Source organism: Pseudomonas asplenii (genome assembly GCF_900105475.1).
In the GTDB taxonomy this organism is placed as follows: domain Bacteria; phylum Pseudomonadota; class Gammaproteobacteria; order Pseudomonadales; family Pseudomonadaceae; genus Aquipseudomonas; species Aquipseudomonas asplenii.
This window is the reverse complement of the sequence record NZ_LT629777.1, coordinates 3,859,343-3,879,347: the sequence shown is the minus strand read 5'-3', so window position 1 is coordinate 3,879,347 and position 20,005 is coordinate 3,859,343. Positions and strand designations below refer to the sequence as shown.

Here is a 20,005-nt window from a genome sequence, read left to right as displayed (position 1 = left end):
ATAAACAGTCACCCGAAAATTAAAACATTGCAGATCTTCAGATTTTTCTAAGCAAGGCAGCCAACCATAATCCGAGATTGCCGCCGACCGTCTGCCGATAGACACCACAACGCCTGATACCGGAGACTCGATGCCAGAGCGGCAGGTCGCGGGCTTCTTTAAATGCCGAAAGTATTTCGATACTGCTTCTATCCAGCCGATGACTCATCGATTCCAGAGCGCGGATATTCTGCCGGTTCCATTCGTGAAAACGGCCATGGACCAACAGGCGTATCCGATGAAAGCGCGCCAGCCAACCGGCATTGCTGCCCACCAGGTTGGCTCCGTGCTGGCGATAGAGCGTCTTGGCCTGGGGATCGTAGAACACCACACCATTCCTGGCCCCGGACACCAGTTGATAGGCCCACCAGTCATGGGAGGCAATAGCCACATCAGCTCCGGCTTCGCGCAGCAGTTCGCGGGCGGCATGGTTGAAGACCATGGTGTTGCCGCCACCAATACTCTGCACCAGGGCGTTTGCAAAATCCGGCGGCTGGGAAAATCGCGGCGATTGGCCGGTGGCGATGCCCAACTCCGAGATCAGCTGGGTACGACCGCAATACAGTGCCGGAACATGTTCGGCAATACCCTGCAACCACATCAGCGCGGTTTCGAGTTTGTCTTCGGTCCAGATATCGTCCTGATCCGACCAGGCATAAAAATCCGCTTCGACTTCAGGACGAAAGGTCAACGACAGGAAGTTGGCGACAAAACCCTTGCACGGACCGGAAAATACTTTCAGGCGTCCAATCGGCCAATCACAGGTACAACGATTGACGATATCCAGGGTGGCATCACTGGAACCGTCATCGGATACCGCCAGGCTCCAATTACGATGACTCTGGCGTTCGAAGGAGTTGATCTGCTCGGCCAGGAATCGCTGGCCATTATAGGTGCACATCAGAATCGAGACTTTCAAGGCCTTATTCCTCCGCCAGAAGATTTTCAGGAAAATCTTGTACCGGACAACGCAGAAACTCGGCTTGGCGATAATTATCAAGACTTCGATGGGTATCGTCTACTGTCAGAAATGACAGGTCTATACGAGAACGCTGAACACAATATGGAATGAGAGAAGTTTTAATTAAGATATTTCGTACAAATAACCCGAACACCTCCAACAGAGTCAAACGGTCGGTGAACGACCTGCCAGCCGCCAGCCAGTCCTGAAAAATATTCCAGACACAGGCAAACTAGCGCATCAACCGCGCCCGACAGGACAAGCCCATGCAACTCAGTACCGCCCACCTCATCGCCAACCCCTGCGACGATGAAGAAGACAACATGGCCATGCTTTGCTGCCACAGCGACAAGGGCGAGATGTTCCTGATGACCCGCTATCCGGACGAGGATGAACTGGAGATCACCCTGGACGGCGAGCCCTCGACCCTGGACGGCATCAAGATCACCCTGAGCGCCACCCGCCTGCTGATCGAAGTCGCGCCAGGCGATGCGGATGTGCTCAATGGTTCGGACCACCTGGAAATTCTCCATCGCACTGACGCGGCGGAACTGGCCGAGGTCGAACAGACGCTCAAGAACATCCTCGACGGCACTGGCACCTACGTCAGCGAGCTGGTCTGAAATCCCCGTGTAGGCCATCCCCCTGAGAAATGACTCTCAACAACGCAGGATTTTTCCCGAAAAATCACAAAAATCCCCTTGTTCGTTAGTCGCCACGACCCTCGATGGATTAAAGTAACGCCCCCGGCGACGACAGGTGTCCCCCTGCTGTCGCCCCCCTCTCCAGGAACACTCATCGATGGAACATCGTGAAGCGCTGCTGGCGCTGCGAACCTTTCTCTCAGCGCAGATTCTCGGCCAGGAAAAGCTGATCGAGCGCCTGTTGATCGCCTTGCTGGCCGACGGTCACATGCTGGTCGAGGGCGCTCCCGGCCTGGCCAAGACCAAAGCCATCAAGGAACTGGCCGAAGGTGTCGAAGCGCAGTTCCATCGCATCCAGTTCACTCCCGACCTGCTGCCCGCCGACATCACCGGCACCGAGATCTATCGCCCGGAAACCGGCAGCTTCGTGTTCCAGCAAGGCCCGATCTTCCACAATCTGGTGCTGGCCGATGAAATCAACCGGGCGCCGGCCAAGGTCCAGTCGGCGCTGCTCGAAGCCATGGCCGAACGCCAAGTCAGCGTAGGGCGCAGCACTTATGACCTGTCGCCACTGTTCCTGGTGATGGCAACCCAGAACCCGATCGAGCAGGAAGGCACCTATCCACTGCCCGAGGCCCAGCTCGACCGTTTCCTGATGCACGTCAAGATCGGTTTCCCCGATGCCGCCGTGGAGCGGCGGATTCTGCAGCAGGCTCGTGGCGAAGCGCTGAACGGCGAGACCAAGCCGGAACGCCGGGTCAGCCAGCAGGCGATTTTCGCCGCACGCAAGGAAATCCTCGGGCTGTACATGGCCGATGCCGTGGAGGAATACCTGGTGCAACTGGTGATGGCGACCCGCAGCCCGGCCAAGTTCGACCCGGAAATGGCCGAATGGATCGCCTATGGCGCCAGCCCGCGCGGCTCGATCGCCCTCGACCGCTGCGCCCGTGCCCATGCCTGGCTGGCCGGACGCGATTTCGTCAGCCCGGAAGATATCCAGGCTGTGCTGTTCGACGTGCTGCGCCACCGCATCATCCTGTCGTTCGAGGCCGAAGCGGCAGGGATCGACCAGGATCGAGTGGTCCAGCGGATTCTCGACGTCGTCGCCGTCGCCTGACCCTGACAATGATCACCCCCCTGCCCGCCGAGCCCGGCATCCGCACCACGCTCGCCGAGTTGATCGAGATGCGTCATCGCGTGCGCGAGGTACGGCTGTTCTCGACGCCAAGCCAGCGCAGCCCGCTGATCGGCCTGCACCATTCGAAACTGCGCGGACGTGGCGTGGACTTCGACCAGGTGCGGGTCTATCAGGCCGGCGACGATGTGCGGACCATCGACTGGCGCGTCACGGCGCGGACCCAGGAACCCCACACCAAGCTGTTCCACGAAGAGCGCGAACGACCGATCTTCATTCTCGTCGAGCAGAGCCGGCAACTGTTCTTCGGTTCCGGGCAGATGTTCAAGTCGGTGCTCGCCGCCCAGGCCGCCAGCCTGATCGGCTGGGCCGCACTGGGACACAATGACCGGGTCGGTGGGCTGGTCTACGGCGACAACGAGCACTACGAAATCAAGCCGCGGCGCAGCAAGCAGAGCCTGTTGCAACTGCTCAACCGGCTGGTGCGGGTCAACCACTCGCTGCACACCGAAACCGCCACCGGCCAGGACACCCTGGGCCTGGCGCTGATCCGCGCGCGGGAAGTCCTGCGCCCGGGCAGTCTGGTGATCGTGATCTGCGACGAACGCGCGCTGACCGATGCCGCCGAACGTCAGTTGAGCCTGTTGTCGCGCCATTGCGACCTGCTGCTGCTGCCGGTGTCCGATCCGCTCGACCACGCCCTGCCCGCCGCCGGTCTGCTGCGTTTCACCGATCGCGGCGCGCGACTGGAACTCGATACCCTGAACCCGGAACTGCGCCAGGCCTATCGCGCCCAGGGCGATGCCCGTGCGGCTCGCTGGGAACTGCTGGCGCAAAAGCTGCGGGTGTTGCTGATGCCCTTGAGCACCCAGGGCGAAATGGTCGAGCAACTGCGCGAGTACCTCAACCCGCAACGGCCAGGTAAACCGTCATGAGCGGCCTGGACCAGTTGCAACCGCTGATCAGCCCGCCCGTGCAGGGTTTCTGGCCACCGGCACCGGGCTGGTGGCTGCTGGCGCTGTTGATGCCATTGCTCGGCGTCGGCCTCTGGTATCTGCGGCGCTGGCTGCTGGGCAAGCGTACGCTGCCGCGTGCCGAGCAGCCGCTGGACCCGCTGCGGCTGGCGGCGCTGGAGGAACTGGCGCGCCTGCCCAAACCTTACGATGGCGCGCCTGCCGGCGCCTGGCTGCAGCAACTCAACGGGCTGCTCAAGCGCCTGTGTCGCAACCACTACCCTGCCAGCCAGAGCCACACCCTCAACGGTCGCCAATGGCTGGCCTTCCTCGACAACCGCTGCCCGGCCGCCGGGCTGACGCGCTGGATGGTGCTGGTCGAAGGCGCCTACAAGCCTGAGTGCAAGCTCGACGACAAGGCCATTGCCGGCCTCAACCAGGCTATCGACACCTGGATCCGCAAGCATGTTTGAGTTCGCCTGGCCGTGGATCTTCGCCCTGTTCCCGCTGCCATGGCTGCTGCGCCTGGTGCTGCCGGCGGCCGACAACGGCGAAGCGGCATTGAAGGTCAGTTTTCTCGCCGACCTCGAAACCCTGGCCCGCCGTCGTGCCCGGCTCAATCTGCCCGGCTGGCGTCAGCAAATGCATTTTGTCTTGCTCTGGCTGTTGCTATTGATCGCCGCCGCCCGCCCGCAGTGGCTGGGCGAGCCGTTGCCGATCGCCGCCAGTGGCCGCGATCTGCTGGTGGCAGTGGATGTCTCCGGCTCCATGGAGTACCCCGACATGCGCTGGCAAGATGAGGACGTCAGCCGCCTGAGCCTGGTCCAGCATCTGCTCGGCGATTTTCTCGAAAGCCGCGAAGGCGATCGCGTCGGGCTGATCCTGTTCGGCAGCAAGGCCTATGTCCAGGCGCCGCTGACGTTCGATCGACGCACCGTGCGGATCTGGCTGGATGAAGCGAAGATCGGCATTGCCGGCAAGAACACCGCCATCGGCGACGCCATCGGCCTGGCCCTCAAGCGCCTGCGTCAGCGGCCGGCACAAAGCCGGGTGCTGATCCTGGTGACCGACGGTGCCAACAACGGCGGCGAAATCGATCCGCTCACTGCCGCCCGACTGGCGGCCGAGGAGCAGGTGAAAATCTATCCGATCGGCATTGGTGCCGACCCGGAGCAGAGCGGCAGCCTGTCCATGCTCGGGTTGAACCCGAGCATGGACCTGGACGAACCGGCCCTCAAGGAGATCGCCCAGGTCACCGGCGGCCGGTATTTCCGGGCCCGCGACGGCCAGGAACTGCAGAGCATCCGCAATACTCTGGACAAACTCGAACCCGTGGCCCAACAGCCGACCCAAGCCCGTCCGGCTCGCGCCCTGTATCACTGGCCGCTGGCCCTGGCGTTGGCCCTGAGCCTGTTGCTGGTGGCTCGCGAACAGTGGCCCGACAACCTGCTGCAGCGCTGGCTCGCACGCAGACGGTTCCTGCCGCAACATCCCGAATGGCGTCAGCGCCTCAAGCGTCTACGCTTGCGGAGGCGCCGATGAGCGGCGACTTCCTGGCTACCCTCTGGCCACATTGGTTCCGCCCCGCCTGGCTGGTGTTGTTGCCATTGCTCGGCGGGTTGCTGTGGCGACTCTGGCATCGGCAGAAACGTGCCGGGCGCTGGCAGATGATCCTGCCGCCGGCCTTCCACCGGGTGCTGCTCAGCGGCGGCAGCGGTCGCGACAGCCGGTTGCCCTGGATAGTCCTCGGATTGGGCTGGACCCTGGCCGTACTGGCCCTGCTCGGCCCGAGCTGGCAGCGGATCGAACAGTCGACCCAAAAACCCCAGGACCCGCTGGTGGTGTTGCTGGAACTGACCCCGGACATGCTCGCCACCGATCTCGCACCGAATCGCCTGGAACAGGCCCGGCGCAAGCTGTTCGACCTGATGCGGGCACGCAGCGACGCGCAGACCGCGATCATCGTCTATGCCGGTAGTGCGCACACGCTGGTGCCGCTGTCCGACGACATGGGCACCAGTCGCAACCTGCTCGATGCGCTCAGACCGTCGATCATGCCCGAACCGGGGAATCGCGCCGACCTCGCGGTCGCCAAGGCCCTGACACTGCTCGAACGCGGCGCCCAGGGTCAGGGGCGACTGCTGCTGATCGCCTCGTCCCTCAGCGAACAGGAACGCGAGGGCATTCGCAAGGCGTTGGATCAACAGCCACACAGCCTGCTGATCCTCGGCATCGGCACCCGTGACGGCGCGCCAGTCGCCCAGGAAGACGGCAGTCTACTCAAGGATGCCCAGGGTGCGATCCGCGTGCCCCGGCTGGACAGCCAGAGTCTCAAGGCCTTTGCCGCCGAAGTAGGCGGACGTTACCGCCAGACCCGCGTGGACGAAAGCGACCTGCGCGGCCTCGGCCTGCTCGACGGCCCACGGCATCTGCGCGACGACGGTCAGCGGGTGCAGCTCGACAGCTGGGAAGACCAGGGTTACTGGTTGCTGCTGCCATTGCTGCTGCTCGCCGCCTGTGCCGGCCGGCGGGGCTGGCTGTTCTGCCTGCCGCTGTTCCTGATGTTCCCGCAGCCGAGCCAGGCGTTCGAGTTCACCGACCTATGGCTGCGCCCGGATCAACAGGGCATACGGCTGCTGGAGCAGCAACGCCCGCTGGAAGCGGCGAAGCATTTCGACGATCCGCAGTGGCAGGGCATGGCCCTCTACGAGGCCGGCGATTATGCCGCCGCAGCACGCAAGTTCGCCGAGGGCGACGATGCCAATGCCCATTACAATCGGGGCAATGCCCTGGCCCAGAGCGGTGAGCTGGAAGCGGCACTGGATGCCTATGAACAGGCGCTCGAACGCCAGTCCGACCTGCGTCCGGCACTGAGAAACAAGGCCCTGGTGGAGCAGATTCTGGAAGAGCAACGCGCCCGTTCGGCGGCCCAAGCGGAAAAACCCGCTGAAACCGAGACCACTGGCGAACCTTCCAGCGCCATTCCAGAAGCCTCACCCGGCAACGCCAATCCCGGCCAGCCGCAGGGAACCGACACCGCGCCGCAGGAGCACGAACAGCCACCGAGCGGTGCATCGGCCGATGCCCCAACCACGCCAAAAGGCGATAATGACGTACCAGGCAGCGAACTGGGCGATGAACAGACCACTCGCCCACCGCTGCGCAGCGCCGCGCAGAACCTCGAGGGCGAACAGCGCCAGGCCCTCGAACAATGGCTGCGGCAGATCCCCGACGATCCGGGCGAACTGCTCAGGCGCAAATTCTGGTACGAACAACAGCTCCATCAGGACAAGACCCGATGATCAAGCGCTTTTCCGTTTTCTTGCTGTGGCTGCTCTGCTGGAGCCTGCCGGCCCACTCCGACGGATTGCTCGCCAGCGTCGACCGCACGCGCCTGAATTCCGGCGAATCGGTGGAGTTGACCCTGGAGTCACGGGATGCCACCCAGTTCGGCAAACCGGACCTGGACCCGCTGACCAGCCAGTTCGAAGTACGCGGCACCCGCCAGGTCAACCAACTGACGACCCTGGGCGATAACAAGCAGGCAACGACCCGCTGGATCATCACCCTGTTGCCACGGCAGAGCGGCAGCGTGGTGATTCCCGCGCTGCAACTGGGTGAACTGCGCAGCCAGCCGATCACCCTGCAGGTGGTACAGAGCGACGAACAGGAGCCGGCCAACAGCCTCGCGCCAGTGTTCATCGAGACCAGCCTCGACCAGGACAGTGTCTATGTCCAGGCCCAGGCGGTACTGACCCTGCACATCTACCATTCGGTGTCGCTGTATGACGACAGCAGCCTGAGCCCGCTGCAAGTGGGCGATGCGCGCATCGAACAACTGGGCGAGTCGCGGACCTACGAGAAACTGATCAACGGCGTGCGCCATGGCGTGATCGAGTTACGCTACGCGATCTATCCGCAGCACAGTGGCGAACTGGTGATTCCGGCGCTGGTGTTCAGCGCCACGCTGGTGGATCCCGGGCAGAGCCAGAGCCAGTCGCCAACCGCTCCCAAACCCGGCAAGCTGATTCACGTCAGTTCGGCGGCCATGACCCTGAACGTGAAACCGCAACCGGCCGCCTGGCCCGCCGATGCCCCCTGGCTACCCGCGCGCAGTCTGAGCCTGGGCGAAAGCTGGAGCCCGGAACCGGATCACAGCCAGGTCGGCGATTCCCTGACCCGCAGCCTCACCATCAAGGCCGAAGGCCTGTCCAGTGCCCAGTTGCCGCCGTTGCCGGCCACCAGCGTCAACGGGCTACGGCGCTATCCGGACCAGCCGCAGTTGAGCAACCAGAACAGCGAACGCGGCCTGATCGGCAGCCGCGAAGAGCGTGAAGCCCTGGTGCCGACCCACAGCGGCACCTTCGAGTTGCCGGCGGTGACGGTGGTCTGGTGGAACACCCACGAAGAACACCTGGAGCGCAGCAGCCTGCCGTCGCGCACCCTACAAGTGACGACCAACCCGAGCCTGGCGGTGGACACCCCGGTCAACAGTCTGCCGGCGAACCTCGCCGCCGACGCGGCGAGCCTGTGGCTCTGGAAACTCAGCACCCTGCTGCTGACCGGCACCACCCTGCTCGGCTTCGGCCTGTGGTGGCGCGCCCGTTCGCAACCGGCCGTACACCGCGCGGCACAGACCGGGCCAAGCCCCCGGACCCTGCTCGACGACCTCAAGCGCACCTGCCTGGCCAACGACCCCCAGGCCACGCGCCAGGCCCTGGACGCCTGGGCCCGGCAACAGCCGGAAACCCTGGCCGAGATGGCGGCACGCTTCGTACCCTTGTCCGATGCCCTGGACGGCCTGAACGGCGCGCTGTACAGCGAATCCGGTCAATACTGGCAAGGCGAGGAACTGTGGCGGGTGGTGCGCGCCATCCCGACCGCCGAACGCGTCCAGGACCCGGTGGGCGACAGCGGCCTGCCACCGCTGTACCCCAAATAACTCCCGGTCTGACGTTTCCCTGGGCATTCCCCTCCTTCTGCCCTGACACCTCCCCCTGTAGTCGCTGACGGTGCGGCTCCTGCAGGGATGGGGCGTCAGCGCGAAATTTCCTGCTGCCCAAAAGCCTGCATCGCCACTCCCCGCGGATTTACCAGTAGACTTGTCGGTCTTTCGCGCCGCCACCTTGTCTTGAGCGGTCGCCACCGTCTTCGCGGAGTTTGCCTTGCGCCTGTTTCATACCTCCGACTGGCATCTGGGCCAGAACCTTCACGGCCAGGAGCGGGATTTCGAACACGCCTGCTTCCTGACCTGGCTGCTCGCCCAGCTCGCCAGCCAGCAACCGGACGTGCTGCTGATCGCCGGCGATATCTTCGATACCGTCAACCCGCCAGTCAAAGCCCAGGAACGGCTCTACGACTTCATCGTCAGCGCCCACGAGCAGCAGCCGCAACTGACCATCGTGATGATCGCCGGCAACCACGACTCCGGCTCGCGGATCGAGTTGCCGGCGCCGCTGATGCGCCGCCTGCGCACCCACGCCCTCGGACGGGTGCTGTGGCTCGAAGACGGCCAGCTCGACAGCGACCGCCTGCTGATCCCGCTGCCTGACGCCAGTGGTGCTATCGCCGCCTGGTGCCTGGCCCTGCCCTTCCTGCGCCCGGCCGAAGTCACCGGCCTGCAACTGGGCGACAACTATCTGCGCGGCATCGGCCAGGTCCACCGCTGGCTGATCGAAGCCGCCCAGGCCAGGCGCCAACCGGGTCAGGCGCTGGTCGCCATCAGTCACGCACACATGGCCGGCGGCTCGGTTTCGGAAGATTCCGAGCGCAGCCTGATCATCGGCAGCGCCGAGGCCCTGCCCGCCAGCCTGTTCGATGTCAGCGTCAGCTACGTCGCCCTGGGCCATCTGCACAAACCGCAGAAGGTCAACGGCGAAGAGCGCATCCGCTACAGCGGCTCGCCGATCCCGCTGTCGTTTTCGGAAATCGGCTACAAGCACCAGATCCTCGATATCGTCCTCGACGGCGAGCAACTGGTCAGCGTCGAACCCCGTCTGGTACCGCGCGCGGTGGATCTGCAACGCATAGGCCCACTGCCCTTCGCCGACGTTCTGGAGCAGCTTGGCGATCTGCCCGATGTCGACCTGCTGGCCGACCTGCCGCGCCAACCCTGGCTGGAAGTGCGGGTGCGCCTCGACGAGCCGCAGCCGGACCTGCGCCAGCAGGTGGAAACCGCCCTGCAAGGCAAGGCCGTGCGCCTGGTGCGCATCGCCGCCGAATACGCCGGCAGCGGCGCACGCGAGGGCGACGAGGATGCCGAACACCTGGTCGACCTCGACCAGCTCAGCCCCCAGGACCTGTTCAGCCGTGCCTGGCAGGACAACTACGGCAGCGATGTGGATCAGCCGACCCTCGATGACTTCGCCCTGCTGCTGCAGGAAGTCCAACTGGAGGACGAGCAGCCATGAAGATTCTCGCCATTCGCCTGAAGAACCTCGCCTCCCTGGCCGGACCGTTCGAACTGGATTTCACCGCCGAGCCGCTGGCCAGCGCCGGTCTCTTTGCGATCACCGGACCGACCGGCGCCGGTAAAAGTACCTTGCTCGACGCCCTATGCCTGGCGCTGTTCGGCGCGGTACCACGGTTGAACAACGCCTCACGCGATGCCAAGGTGCCGGATGCCGAGGGCGAAATCGGCACCGGCGACCCGCGCACCCTGCTGCGGCGTGGCACTGGGGCCGGCTTCGCCGAGGTCGATTTTGTCGGTATCGACGGCCGCCGCTACCGCGCCCGCTGGGAAGCCAATCGGGCCCGGGACAAGGCCAATGGCAAGTTGCAGGCCAGCCGCCAGAGCCTGCGCGACCTCGACAGCGACCAGTTGCTGGCCAGCCAGAAAGGTGAGTACAAGACCCAGCTCGAAGCCTGCCTGGGGCTGAACTTCGAACAGTTCACCCGCGCCGTGCTGCTGGCTCAGAGCGAGTTCAGCGCCTTCCTCAAGGCCGACGACAACGAACGCAGCGAACTGCTGGAAAAGCTCACCGACACCGCGCTCTACACCCGGCTTGGCCGCCGTGCCTTCGACAAGGCCAAGGAAGCCCGCGAAGCCCACAAGCTGTTGCAGGACCAGGCAGTCGGCGTCACCCCGATGAGCCCCGAGGCCCGTGCCGAACTCGACGAGCGTTTCCACAGCGCCCAGCAACAACTGGAATTGCACAAGGCCCAACTGCGCCAGCTCGAACAGCAGCACAGTTGGCTCAAGGAACTGCAGCAGTTGCAGGACGCCCGTCAGGCAGGTGCCGAACAGCTGGAAAGCGTCCAGCAGCAATGGCAGACGCTGGCCGACGAGCGCCTGAAGCTGGCACGGCTGGAGCAGTTGGCCCCGCAACGGCACCAGTTCGCCCGCAAGCTGGAAATAGATGGGCAACTGACGCCCCTGGCCGAACAGATTGCCCGTCATCGCCAGCAGCATGACGTCTTGAGCGAACGCCAGGCACAACTGGAACAGGACCTGGCTGCGGCCCAGGTTGCGCTGAACACCGCGCAACAACAGCAGAGCCATTGTGCGCCGCTGCTGCGCCAGGCCTTCGCCGAACAAGGCAACCTCGCCCACCTGGTCAAGGACGCCGCCCTCGCCGCACAGGCGCAGGCCAGCGCGCAGCAGGCCCGGGACCAAGGTCAGAACACGATCCAGACGCTACAGGAGCGGCAACAACAGGTCGCCGAACGTCTGCAACAGATCGCGGCACAACTGGAGCAAAGCACCGACCTCGCCCATTTGAGCGAAGCCTGGAATGCCTACCGCGATCGCCTGCAGCAGTTGATGCTGGTCGGCAACCGGCTCAACCAGGGCCAGGCCGAATTGGCCGGCCTCGAACGCACTGCCAGTGAAACGGCGCAGGCACTGGCCGCGCAGAAACAACAACTGGAAGTGCTGTACCAGGAAGCCGCCGCCGAACCGGACGCCGTGGCCGAGCAGATCGGCATTCTCGGCGGTCTGCTGCAGGATAACCGCAAGCAACTGCGTGCGGTCGAGGACCTGACCCGGCTGTGGTCCAGCCAGCAGGAGCTGGACAAGCGCGCCACCGAGTTGCAGCAACGCCTGACCCAGGCCCAGCAGGAGCGTGAGCGTCTGACCCAGGACGGGGTCAAGGCCAAGGCCGAACTGGTGGTGGCCGAACAGACGTTCAACGTTACCCGTGAACTGCTCGAACGCCAGCGCCTGGCCCGCAGCGCCAGCGTCGAGGAACTGCGCGCACAGTTGCAGGATGATCAGCCCTGCCCGGTCTGCGGCAGCCACGAACACCCTTATCACCAGCCCGAAGCGCTGTTGCAGAGCCTGGGCCGCCACGACGAAAGCGAACAGGCCAAGGCTCAGGCTGCGGTGGATCGGCTCAAGGAAAAGCTCACCGAACTACGCGCCGAAGTCGGTGGGTTGATTGCCCAACAGAAGGAACTGCTGGCGCAACAGGAACACCTGACAACCCAGCAACAGGTCCTGGCTCCCAGCCTGGAAGCGCACCCGCTGGCGCCCCAACTGCTGGACCAGCACGCCGACCAGCGCGAGGCCTGGCTGGAGCGGCAAACCAGCCAACTGAACCAGAACCTGACGCGCGACGAGCAGCGCCAGAACGCCCTGCTTACCCTGCAACAGGATGCCGCGCGGCTGACCCAGCAGTTGCGCCAGGCCGAAACCGCGCACCAGCAGGCCACGCAACAACTGGACAACCAACAGCGCGAACTGGCCGCCGACCGCCAGCGCCTGGACGACGAGCTGGCGGCCTTCGCCACCCTGCTGCCCGCCACGACCCTCGCCGCCCTGCGCAACGAACCGGCGGCGACCTTCGTGCAACTGGACCGGCAGATTGCCGAACGCCTGCAGCAGTTGGAGCAGCAGCGTGACGACCTCACCGAGCAACAACAGCGTCAGCAGGCGCTGGAAATGGAACAGGAGCGCCAGCAGGGCCGCGAGCAGCAGTTGCAAGCAACCCTGCAACAGTTCGAGACCTTGTCTGCACAACAGCAGGCCAGCCAACAGCAACTGAGCCAACTGCTGGGCGAGCACGACAGCGCCGAACATTGGCAGCAGCAACTGGAACAGGCGGTGGAACAGGCGCGCCAGGCCGAAACCGGCACCGCCCAGGCCTTGCAGGAAACGCGCACCCAACAGGTGCAGATCGCCGCTGAACTCAAGGCCCTGCAGGAGCGCCAGCAGGCGCTGGAACAGGACGCCAGCGCACTGGCTGGCAAGATCGCCGAGTGGCGCGCCAGCCATCCGGAACTGGACGACAGTGGCCTGCAAGCCTTGCTCGAACTGGACGACAACCAGGTCGGCGAATTGCGCCAGCGCCTGCAACAGAACGACAAGGCCATCGAACAGGCCCAGGTACTGCTGCAGGAACGCGAACAACGCCTACAGGCACACCAGGCCCAGCACAACGGCCACCTCGATGCCGAGCAATTGAGCAGCGCATTGACCGAACGTCAGCAGCAGTTCGCCGCCAGCGAACAGCAATGCGCCGAACTGCGCGCCGAACAGGCCGACGACCAACGCCGCCAGAACGCCAACCAGGCACTGGCGCAGCGAATTGCCGAGGCCTATGCCGAATACCAGCGCTGGGCCCGCCTGGATGCCTTGATCGGCTCGGCCACCGGCGACCGCTTCCGCAAACTGGCCCAGGCCTACAATCTTGACCTGCTGGTACACCATGCCAACGCTCAGCTACGCCAGTTGGTGCGCCGCTATCGCCTCAAGCGCGGTGGCAGTATGCTCGGATTGCTGGTGATGGACACCGAGATGGGCGACGAACTGCGCTCGGTGCATTCATTGTCTGGCGGCGAAACCTTCCTGGTGTCGCTGGCCCTGGCCCTCGGGCTGGCCTCGATGGCCTCCAGCACGCTGAAAATCGAATCGCTGTTCATCGACGAAGGCTTCGGCAGTCTCGATCCGCAATCGCTGCAACTGGCGATGGATGCTCTCGATGGCTTGCAGGCTCAGGGCCGCAAGGTCGCGGTGATTTCCCACGTGCAGGAAATGCACGAGCGGATTCCGGTGCAGATCCAGGTGCAACGTCAGGGTAACGGACTGAGCACGATCGAAGTGAAATGAGGCCGGCCAGCGATTAAGCCGATAGCGCGGGGGGATCAGGCCCCCGCGTCGGCAGTGTGCGCGAGCACGCCGGCGGACTGGGTCTTGTGTTCGAGCGGAAGTGACGGCGACGCCACCTGGATGGCCGCATCGGTCGGGGTGTGGGCCAGGGAGGACAGACTGACGATGACCACCATCACGACATACAGGCCAATAGCCAAGTAGGCGCCGTGTCGAGCAGAAGTCAGAAGGTTACTGGCCATGGTGTTTTTCTCCACAGGCGGTTGTCATGCCTATAGGATCCATCATAACCGCTTAACTAAATAGGCAACTATTTAAATAGTCGTCATCAGTAATATTAATCTTTGAAGAGTCAATAACTTAGCGCCAAATTCAATGTCACGCGCCATGACACTTGTTGCCCGACTCAAACCAGACAGCCACACGACAACGCCGGGGCGAATTCACTCTCATGGCAGGCGGTCAGTGGACCTACTGCCGAATGAGTGCATTCGCACCGGCGTTGCGCAAAGGTCCAACGCTCAGTGTTGAGCCTTGTGATCCAGGGCAGCATAGAAGTTGGCACTCTGCTGCAGGTACTTCTGGGTATAGCTCTGGGCGTGGGATTTTTTCTCACTGATCTCCACGCTGGCACTGGCTGGCAGGGCAACGCTGGCGGAGACGGCGGAAGCGGCGATGATGGAGAAAAGATTGAAGTTCATGGCGAAAACCCTCGAATGTCAGTTGGCTTGCTTGCCCTTTCAGGCCGTGAGTCCAAAGTACATCCGAGGGTGATCGGGTTGAAATTCATTGAAGCAGTAGCGGATATCAGCGTTATTAATAGAAGTGCAAGCCCCTTGTAAACCGAGGGCTGCGATCTATTGTCGCAGCAGGAAACCAAGGTAGCTCGGGGCATCGAAGGGCAAGGTCTGCACGGTTTTGCCCAGCAGGCCGGTGTCGGCATCGCGCTCGATCACGACGATCTGATTGCTCTTCTGGTTAGCCACCAGCAGGAACTTGCCACTGGGATCGAGGGCGAACTCGCGCGGGTGGTCGCCGTCCACGGAGCGTCGTTGCAGTTCCTTCAATTCGCCGCTGGCCGGGTCGATGGCAAAGACCAGCAACTGGTTGGCCGTGCCACGGTTGCTGACATAGAGGAACTTGCCGTCCTTCGATGCGTGCAGGGCGGCGGCGGCCTTGTCCGACAGCGGCTGCTGATCGGCCAGTTCGACCCGCTGCTTCTGGGTGAGCTTGCCGTCCTGATAGTCGAATACAGTGATCTGCGCGCTCATTTCGCTGGTCAGCCAGGCATGCTTGCCATCGGCACTGAACAGCAGGTGACGCGGCCCGCTGCCGGGCGGCAACTGCACATAGGCCGGGGTAGCCGGGGTCAATGGCCGTTCCGGGTTGGCCTTGGGATCGTATTGGTAGACGAAGATCCTGTCCGCCCCCAGGTCGCAGGCGAAGACAAAACGCCCGTCCGGCGACGACACCACCGAGTGCACGTGCGCCGACGCCTGTCGCTCCAGGTTGACCAGGCTGGCCGGGTGGCTGCTCAGTTGGACCGGCGGCGACAGTTTGCCCCTGGCATCCACTGGCAGGGCCGCCAGGCTGCCGCCCGGATCTTCGAGTACCGAGTAGTTGGCGACGAACAGGTAACGCTGGTCACCGCTCAGGCTGGCATGGGTCGGCTCGTTGCCGAGGCTCTGCACCTGGTTGATCAGCTTGAGCTGATGGCTCTTGGGATCGATCCCATAGCTGCTGACTCGACCCACCGGATCCTGCTGGCCCGGACCGTTTTCATTGACCGCGTACAGCCGGCGCTGATCGGCGGACAGCGTCAGCCAGGACGGGTTGGCCGTCTTGATCACCTGCAACGGCTTGGGGTCGAGCTTGCCGGTGCGGCTGTCGAACTGCAGGCGGTAGATACCTTCGCTCTTGCCAGCGGTGTAGGAACCGACCAGCAACTGGACGGTATCGCCCGATGCCGCCAGGACCGGCATCGAACCGATGCTGCCGGCCATCAGCAGGGGCCAGAATTTACGCATCATCCTGTTCATCGTCCTCTTCCTCCTTGGCGCTGAACGCGCTCATGCACACCAGACGATGCTCGCCGGACTCGCCGACCAGCACCCAGCTTTGCAGGGCCTCGTCGAAGGCAGCAGCCCGCACCTGGTCCAGGCTGAACGCCCAGCGCTTGGCGGCACGGCCGTCCATGCACTCGATCAGCAGGCCGGCCTCGTCGAGGGTGAAATCGAAGGCATGCAGGCCGTCGATTTCCAGCATGTCGCAGGCTTGAAGGGCAGTGAGCAAGGTGTCGGTCATGGCGGTTTCTATCATTTTTCGGGAAAGGGGCAATGATAGGCGATATTGCGTTGCAGCGGGTGCGGCGGTGAATGGCCGCCGGAGGCGGTTCGCGGGCAAGCCCCGCTCCTACTGGGACCGATGTGGCCTGTGCAGGAACAGGGCTTGCCAGCGAAGCGTTTCAGCAGCGTCAGTGAGCCAGCAACGAACCGCCCACCTTGCCCGCCAGTTTCTCCGGCTTGATCAGGAACCGCGCCAGCGCCGGCAGCAGCCACAGTGCGCCGAACATGTTCCACAGGAGCATGAAGGTCAGCATCAGGCCCATGTCGGCCTGGAACTTGATCGCCGAGAAGATCCAGGTACAGACGCCGATCGCCAGGCACAGGCCGGTGAACAACACCGCCTTGCCGGTGGAGCGCAGGGTCTGGTAATAGGCCTCCTGCAACGACAGCCCGGCGCGCAGGAAACTTTCCAGGCGACTGTAGATGTAGATCCCGTAGTCGACGCCGATCCCCACGCCCAGCGCCACCACCGGCAGGGTCGCCACCTTTACGCCGATGCCCATGAAGGCCATCAGCGCGTTGCCCAGCACCGACGTCAGCACCAGTGGCAGAACGATACACAGGGTCGCCGCCCAGGAACGGAAGGTGATCATGCACATCGTCGCGACGCAGAGGTACACCAGCACCAGGATGGTCAGTTCCGCCTGCTTGATCACTTCGTTGGTGGCCGCCTCGATCCCGGCATTACCTGCGGCGAGCAGGAACTCCAGGCCATCCTTGTTGTTTTCCCGGGCAAAATCCTGCACTGCATGGACCGCACGGTCGAGGGTCGCGGCCTTGTGATCGTTGAGGAACACCAGCACCGGCGCCAGGGAGCAGTTGTTGTTGTACAGGCCATCGGCGCGGGCAATCGAGTTGTTCAGCACATCCGGGTTACGCGACAGGGTTTCCCACTTCAGGTTGCCCTCGTTCATGCCCTTGATCATCTGCTTGGACACGGTGACCAGGGAAATTGCCGACTGCACACCCTCGGTGTTCTGCATTTTCCACATCAGTTCGTCGATCGGCGCCATGGCCGCATAACGCGAACAGCCCTCGGATGCCGTCTTGACCATCACCACCAACACGTCGGAACTGGTGGAGTAGTTGTTGATGATGAAGCTGTTGTCCTTGTTGTAGCGCGAGTCGGGGCGCAGTTCCGGCGCGCCCTGGTCGAGGTCGCCGATCTTCAGGTTCTGGCTGTACCAGAGGCCACCGCCGAAGGCCAGCAAGGCCAGGGCAATGGACACCGGGGCGACCTTGGGACTGGCGAAGTTCGACAACAGGCGCCAGAACGGATGCTCGCGGGTCGCGTCCTTCTTGCTGCGCTCGACGGCCTTCTGGCTGATCCCCACATAGGAAATCGCCACCGGCAGCAGGATCAGGTTGGTAAACACGATCACCGCCACACCGATCGAGGCGCCAATCGCCAGCTCGCGGATTACGCCGATATCGATGATCAACAGTGTGATGAAACCGACCGCATCGGCGAGGATTGCGATCATCCCCGGCAGGAACAACTGTCGGAAGGTACGCCGCGCCGCCGTCAGGGCGTTGTCGGCCTCGCTGGACTGCAGGGCGATGCCGTTGATTTTCTGCACGCCGTGGGAAATACCGATGGCGAAGATCAGGAACGGTACCAGCATCGAATACGGGTCCAGCCCGAAGCCTGCGGCATGCATCAGCCCCAGTTGCCAGACCACCGCCACCAGGGTGGTGATCAGCACGGCGATGGTGCTGCGGATACACCAGGTGAACCAGTACAGCAGCACCAGGGTGATGACGAAGGCCACGCCGAAGAACAGCACCACCATGATCAGGCCGTCGATCAGGTCACCGACCTTCTTGGCGAAACCGACGATGTGGATCTTCACATTGGGGTTCTGGGCTTCGAACTTGTCGCGGATTTTCTCTTCGAGCTGATGGGAGAACTTCTGGTAATCGAGCTTGACCAGCTTGCCCTGATCCTGCGGGTCCGGGTAGGACTCCAGCAACGGGATATCGACGATGCTCGACTTGAAGTCGTTGGCCACCAGGCGCCCGACCTGGCCGGACTTGAGTACGTTGTTGCGCAACTGGTCGAGGCTGTCGGCCGAGCCGTTGTAGCTCTGCGGGATCACCTCGCCACCGGCGAAACCCTCCTCCGTCACTTCGGTCCAGCGCACGCTGGGGCTCCACAGCGACTTGAGGCCGGAACGGTCGACGCCGGGGATGTAGAACACCTCGTCGTTGATCTGGCGCAGGGTGTCCATGTAGTCCTTGGTGAAGATGTCGCCATCCTTGGCCTCCACCGAAACACGCACGGTGTTGCCGAGGTTGGCGAGGTCGTTGCGGTGCTCCATCATTTTTTCAATGAATGGATGCTTGAGCGGAATCATCTTCTCGAAGCTGGTGGACGGACGGATCAGCGTCGCCTGCCAGAACAGGAAGACACTGACCAGCAGGCAGATCAGGATCACTGCCGGGCGGTTGTTGAAAATCAGGCGTTCGAGAAACGTCGCCTTGTCTTGATGATGACTGCTCATATGACACTCCCCGCCTTCTTGTTATTGGCCCTGCTCACTTGCCCAGCTCACTGCCGGTTGGCGAGGTGACGTGCGCACCGCCCTGACCGACCAGGATCAGGTTGCCGTTGCCGGCGGTGGTGACCGCCGATAAGGAAATGCGGTCGGGACGATTGAAGATGCTGAAGGTCACGCCATCATCGGTGCTGCGGATCACGCTGCCACCATTGCCGACGATCACCAGCGAGCCGTCGGCCAACAGGGCACCGCCGGACAGGCCGAACTCCAGCGCACCGCGAGCGGCCTTGAGTTCGACCGGTTCCCAGGTGGAGCCGAAATCGCTGGAACGATAGAGATTGCCGCGCAAACCGTAGGCCAGCAGGGTTGCCGGTTCGGCGGTGCCGAGCACACCGAACAGCGAGCCCTGGTAGGGACCGTCAAGGCGCTCCCAGGTCTGGCCCCAGTCGGCCGAACGGAACATGCTGCCCTGCTCGCCGACGATGAACAGCCCCGAATCCTTGACTGCGGCGATGGCATTGAGGTGGTACTGGTCTTCGTTGTCGAGGCGGTCGCTGGCGTCTTCCCAGTGCTGGCCGCCGTCGGTGGTTTCGAGCAAGGCCCCATAGGCACCAACGGCAAAGCCGGTGCTGGCATCCTTGAACCAGACGTCCAGCAGCGGCGCTTCGCGCTTGAGGTCTTCGAACTGCTTGTTCCAGGTGGCGCCACCATCGCTGCTGGCGAGGATCTGCGCGTCATGGCCGACGGCCCAGCCGTGTTTGTCGTCGACGAAGTAGACCGCCGTGAGCAACTGCCGGGTCGGTACCCGGGCCTGGGTCCATGTGGTGCCCTGGTCATCGGAAAACAGGATATGCCCGCGATCGCCTACGGCAACCAGACGGGTACCGGCATGGACCACATCGAGCAGGAGGCTCTTCGCGGCTTTGAGTGATTCGATGGAATAGACACTGTCGGCGGCGCCCGCCTCTGCGGCGAATGCCGGACCGGTCATCAGCGCCAGCCCGGACAGAGAGAGCATCGAGGTCAGCAAGACCACACGCCGCCAAGTCGGCGGACGGCGGGAACCCGTACCCTTCACAGGCTCATTCATAGACCTTTCCCCCCATTATTATTGTTAGGTCATCTAACCTTTCAGGGCGCCTTCGAGGGCATTTTCATCGTTGTGGTTCGTCTGAAACCAGCAATCTAGAGCCCCTTCCACAACTGGAGCTATCCTATCGGGCTTTGGAATCGCCTGACAATCGACGCCACGTTATCTTTTGTTAACCTGGCGCGTTCGCGGAGGACATGAATATCGAGGCATCAGAGGGGATGATGAACAAAGGCCACGAATGTGGCCTTTGCAGAGGGGGCGGATAGCGATACTGCTGCCGTGCAAG

General features: G+C 63.2%; 16 protein-coding genes. 9 read left to right on the top strand and 7 right to left on the bottom strand.

The genetic code is table 11. The features are described from left to right. Nucleotides 1-37: 37 nt before the first annotated feature. A complete protein-coding gene (locus BLU37_RS17830) occupies nucleotides 38-958 on the bottom strand; it encodes a glycosyltransferase family 2 protein (RefSeq protein WP_331716677.1) in 921 nt (306 codons plus the stop codon). Nucleotides 959-1,266: 308 nt separating this feature from the next. On the opposite strand from BLU37_RS17830, the gene BLU37_RS17825 reads away from it, so the two are divergent. The 9 genes from BLU37_RS17825 to BLU37_RS17785 all read left to right on the top strand — a co-directional run bounded on the left by BLU37_RS17825 (nucleotide 1,267) and on the right by BLU37_RS17785 (nucleotide 13,780). Continuing rightward, nucleotides 1,267-1,623, top strand: a complete 357-nt coding sequence (locus BLU37_RS17825; RefSeq protein ID WP_090207106.1) for a hypothetical protein — start codon at nucleotides 1,267-1,269, stop codon at nucleotides 1,621-1,623. A gap of 178 nt (nucleotides 1,624-1,801) precedes the next feature. Then, entirely contained in the window at nucleotides 1,802-2,761 is a 960-nt protein-coding gene (locus BLU37_RS17820) for an AAA family ATPase (RefSeq protein ID WP_010446020.1), read from the top strand. 8 nt (nucleotides 2,762-2,769) lie between these two features. After that, a complete protein-coding gene (locus tag BLU37_RS17815) occupies nucleotides 2,770-3,714 on the top strand; it encodes a DUF58 domain-containing protein (protein WP_010446019.1) in 945 nt (314 codons plus the stop codon). Beyond that, nucleotides 3,711-4,205 (top strand): DUF4381 domain-containing protein, encoded by a 495-nt coding sequence (locus BLU37_RS17810; protein ID WP_010446018.1) that lies wholly within the window; start codon nucleotides 3,711-3,713, stop codon nucleotides 4,203-4,205. Before BLU37_RS17815 ends, BLU37_RS17810 begins: the two co-directional genes overlap by 4 nt. Continuing rightward, nucleotides 4,198-5,274 (top strand): vWA domain-containing protein, encoded by a 1,077-nt coding sequence (locus BLU37_RS17805; RefSeq protein ID WP_090207102.1) that lies wholly within the window; start codon nucleotides 4,198-4,200, stop codon nucleotides 5,272-5,274. The genes BLU37_RS17810 and BLU37_RS17805 overlap by 8 nt, the downstream gene beginning before the upstream one ends. Further along, the gene (locus tag BLU37_RS17800; RefSeq protein ID WP_090207100.1) at nucleotides 5,271-7,034 is read left to right on the top strand and encodes a tetratricopeptide repeat protein; all 1,764 of its coding nucleotides are present in this window, start codon (nucleotides 5,271-5,273) and stop codon (nucleotides 7,032-7,034) included. The genes BLU37_RS17805 and BLU37_RS17800 overlap by 4 nt, the downstream gene beginning before the upstream one ends. Then, entirely contained in the window at nucleotides 7,031-8,674 is a 1,644-nt protein-coding gene (locus BLU37_RS17795; protein WP_090207097.1) for a BatD family protein, read from the top strand. The genes BLU37_RS17800 and BLU37_RS17795 overlap by 4 nt, the downstream gene beginning before the upstream one ends. A 223-nt stretch (nucleotides 8,675-8,897) precedes the next feature. Continuing rightward, nucleotides 8,898-10,142 (top strand): exonuclease SbcCD subunit D C-terminal domain-containing protein, encoded by a 1,245-nt coding sequence (locus tag BLU37_RS17790; RefSeq protein ID WP_090207094.1) that lies wholly within the window; start codon nucleotides 8,898-8,900, stop codon nucleotides 10,140-10,142. Next, complete coding sequence (locus tag BLU37_RS17785) at nucleotides 10,139-13,780, top strand: AAA family ATPase (RefSeq protein ID WP_090207090.1); 3,642 nt, start codon at nucleotides 10,139-10,141, stop codon at nucleotides 13,778-13,780. Before BLU37_RS17790 ends, BLU37_RS17785 begins: the two co-directional genes overlap by 4 nt. 35 nt (nucleotides 13,781-13,815) lie before the next feature. Here the strand turns inward: BLU37_RS17785 and BLU37_RS17780 are convergent, their stop codons facing one another. The 6 genes from BLU37_RS17780 to BLU37_RS17755 form a co-directional block, all read right to left on the bottom strand. Beyond that, entirely contained in the window at nucleotides 13,816-14,022 is a 207-nt protein-coding gene (locus BLU37_RS17780) for a hypothetical protein (RefSeq protein ID WP_010446011.1), read from the bottom strand. Nucleotides 14,023-14,301: 279 nt separating this feature from the next. After that, nucleotides 14,302-14,481: a hypothetical protein gene (locus BLU37_RS17775; RefSeq protein WP_010446010.1), complete on the bottom strand. Its 180-nt coding sequence runs from the start codon at nucleotides 14,479-14,481 to the stop codon at nucleotides 14,302-14,304. Between the two features lie 156 nt (nucleotides 14,482-14,637). Next, nucleotides 14,638-15,810 (bottom strand): lactonase family protein, encoded by a 1,173-nt coding sequence (locus BLU37_RS17770; RefSeq protein ID WP_090207085.1) that lies wholly within the window; start codon nucleotides 15,808-15,810, stop codon nucleotides 14,638-14,640. After that, nucleotides 15,800-16,084, bottom strand: a complete 285-nt coding sequence (locus BLU37_RS17765; RefSeq protein WP_019361212.1) for a DUF5629 family protein — start codon at nucleotides 16,082-16,084, stop codon at nucleotides 15,800-15,802. Before BLU37_RS17765 ends, BLU37_RS17770 begins: the two co-directional genes overlap by 11 nt. Nucleotides 16,085-16,253: 169 nt before the next feature. Further along, the gene (locus BLU37_RS17760) at nucleotides 16,254-18,629 is read right to left on the bottom strand and encodes an efflux RND transporter permease subunit (RefSeq protein WP_090207082.1); all 2,376 of its coding nucleotides are present in this window, start codon (nucleotides 18,627-18,629) and stop codon (nucleotides 16,254-16,256) included. A gap of 34 nt (nucleotides 18,630-18,663) precedes the next feature. After that, on the bottom strand, nucleotides 18,664-19,716 hold the full coding sequence (locus BLU37_RS17755) for a WD40/YVTN/BNR-like repeat-containing protein (protein WP_090207078.1): 1,053 nt from the start codon (nucleotides 19,714-19,716) through the stop codon (nucleotides 18,664-18,666). Nucleotides 19,717-20,005 lie beyond the last annotated feature (289 nt).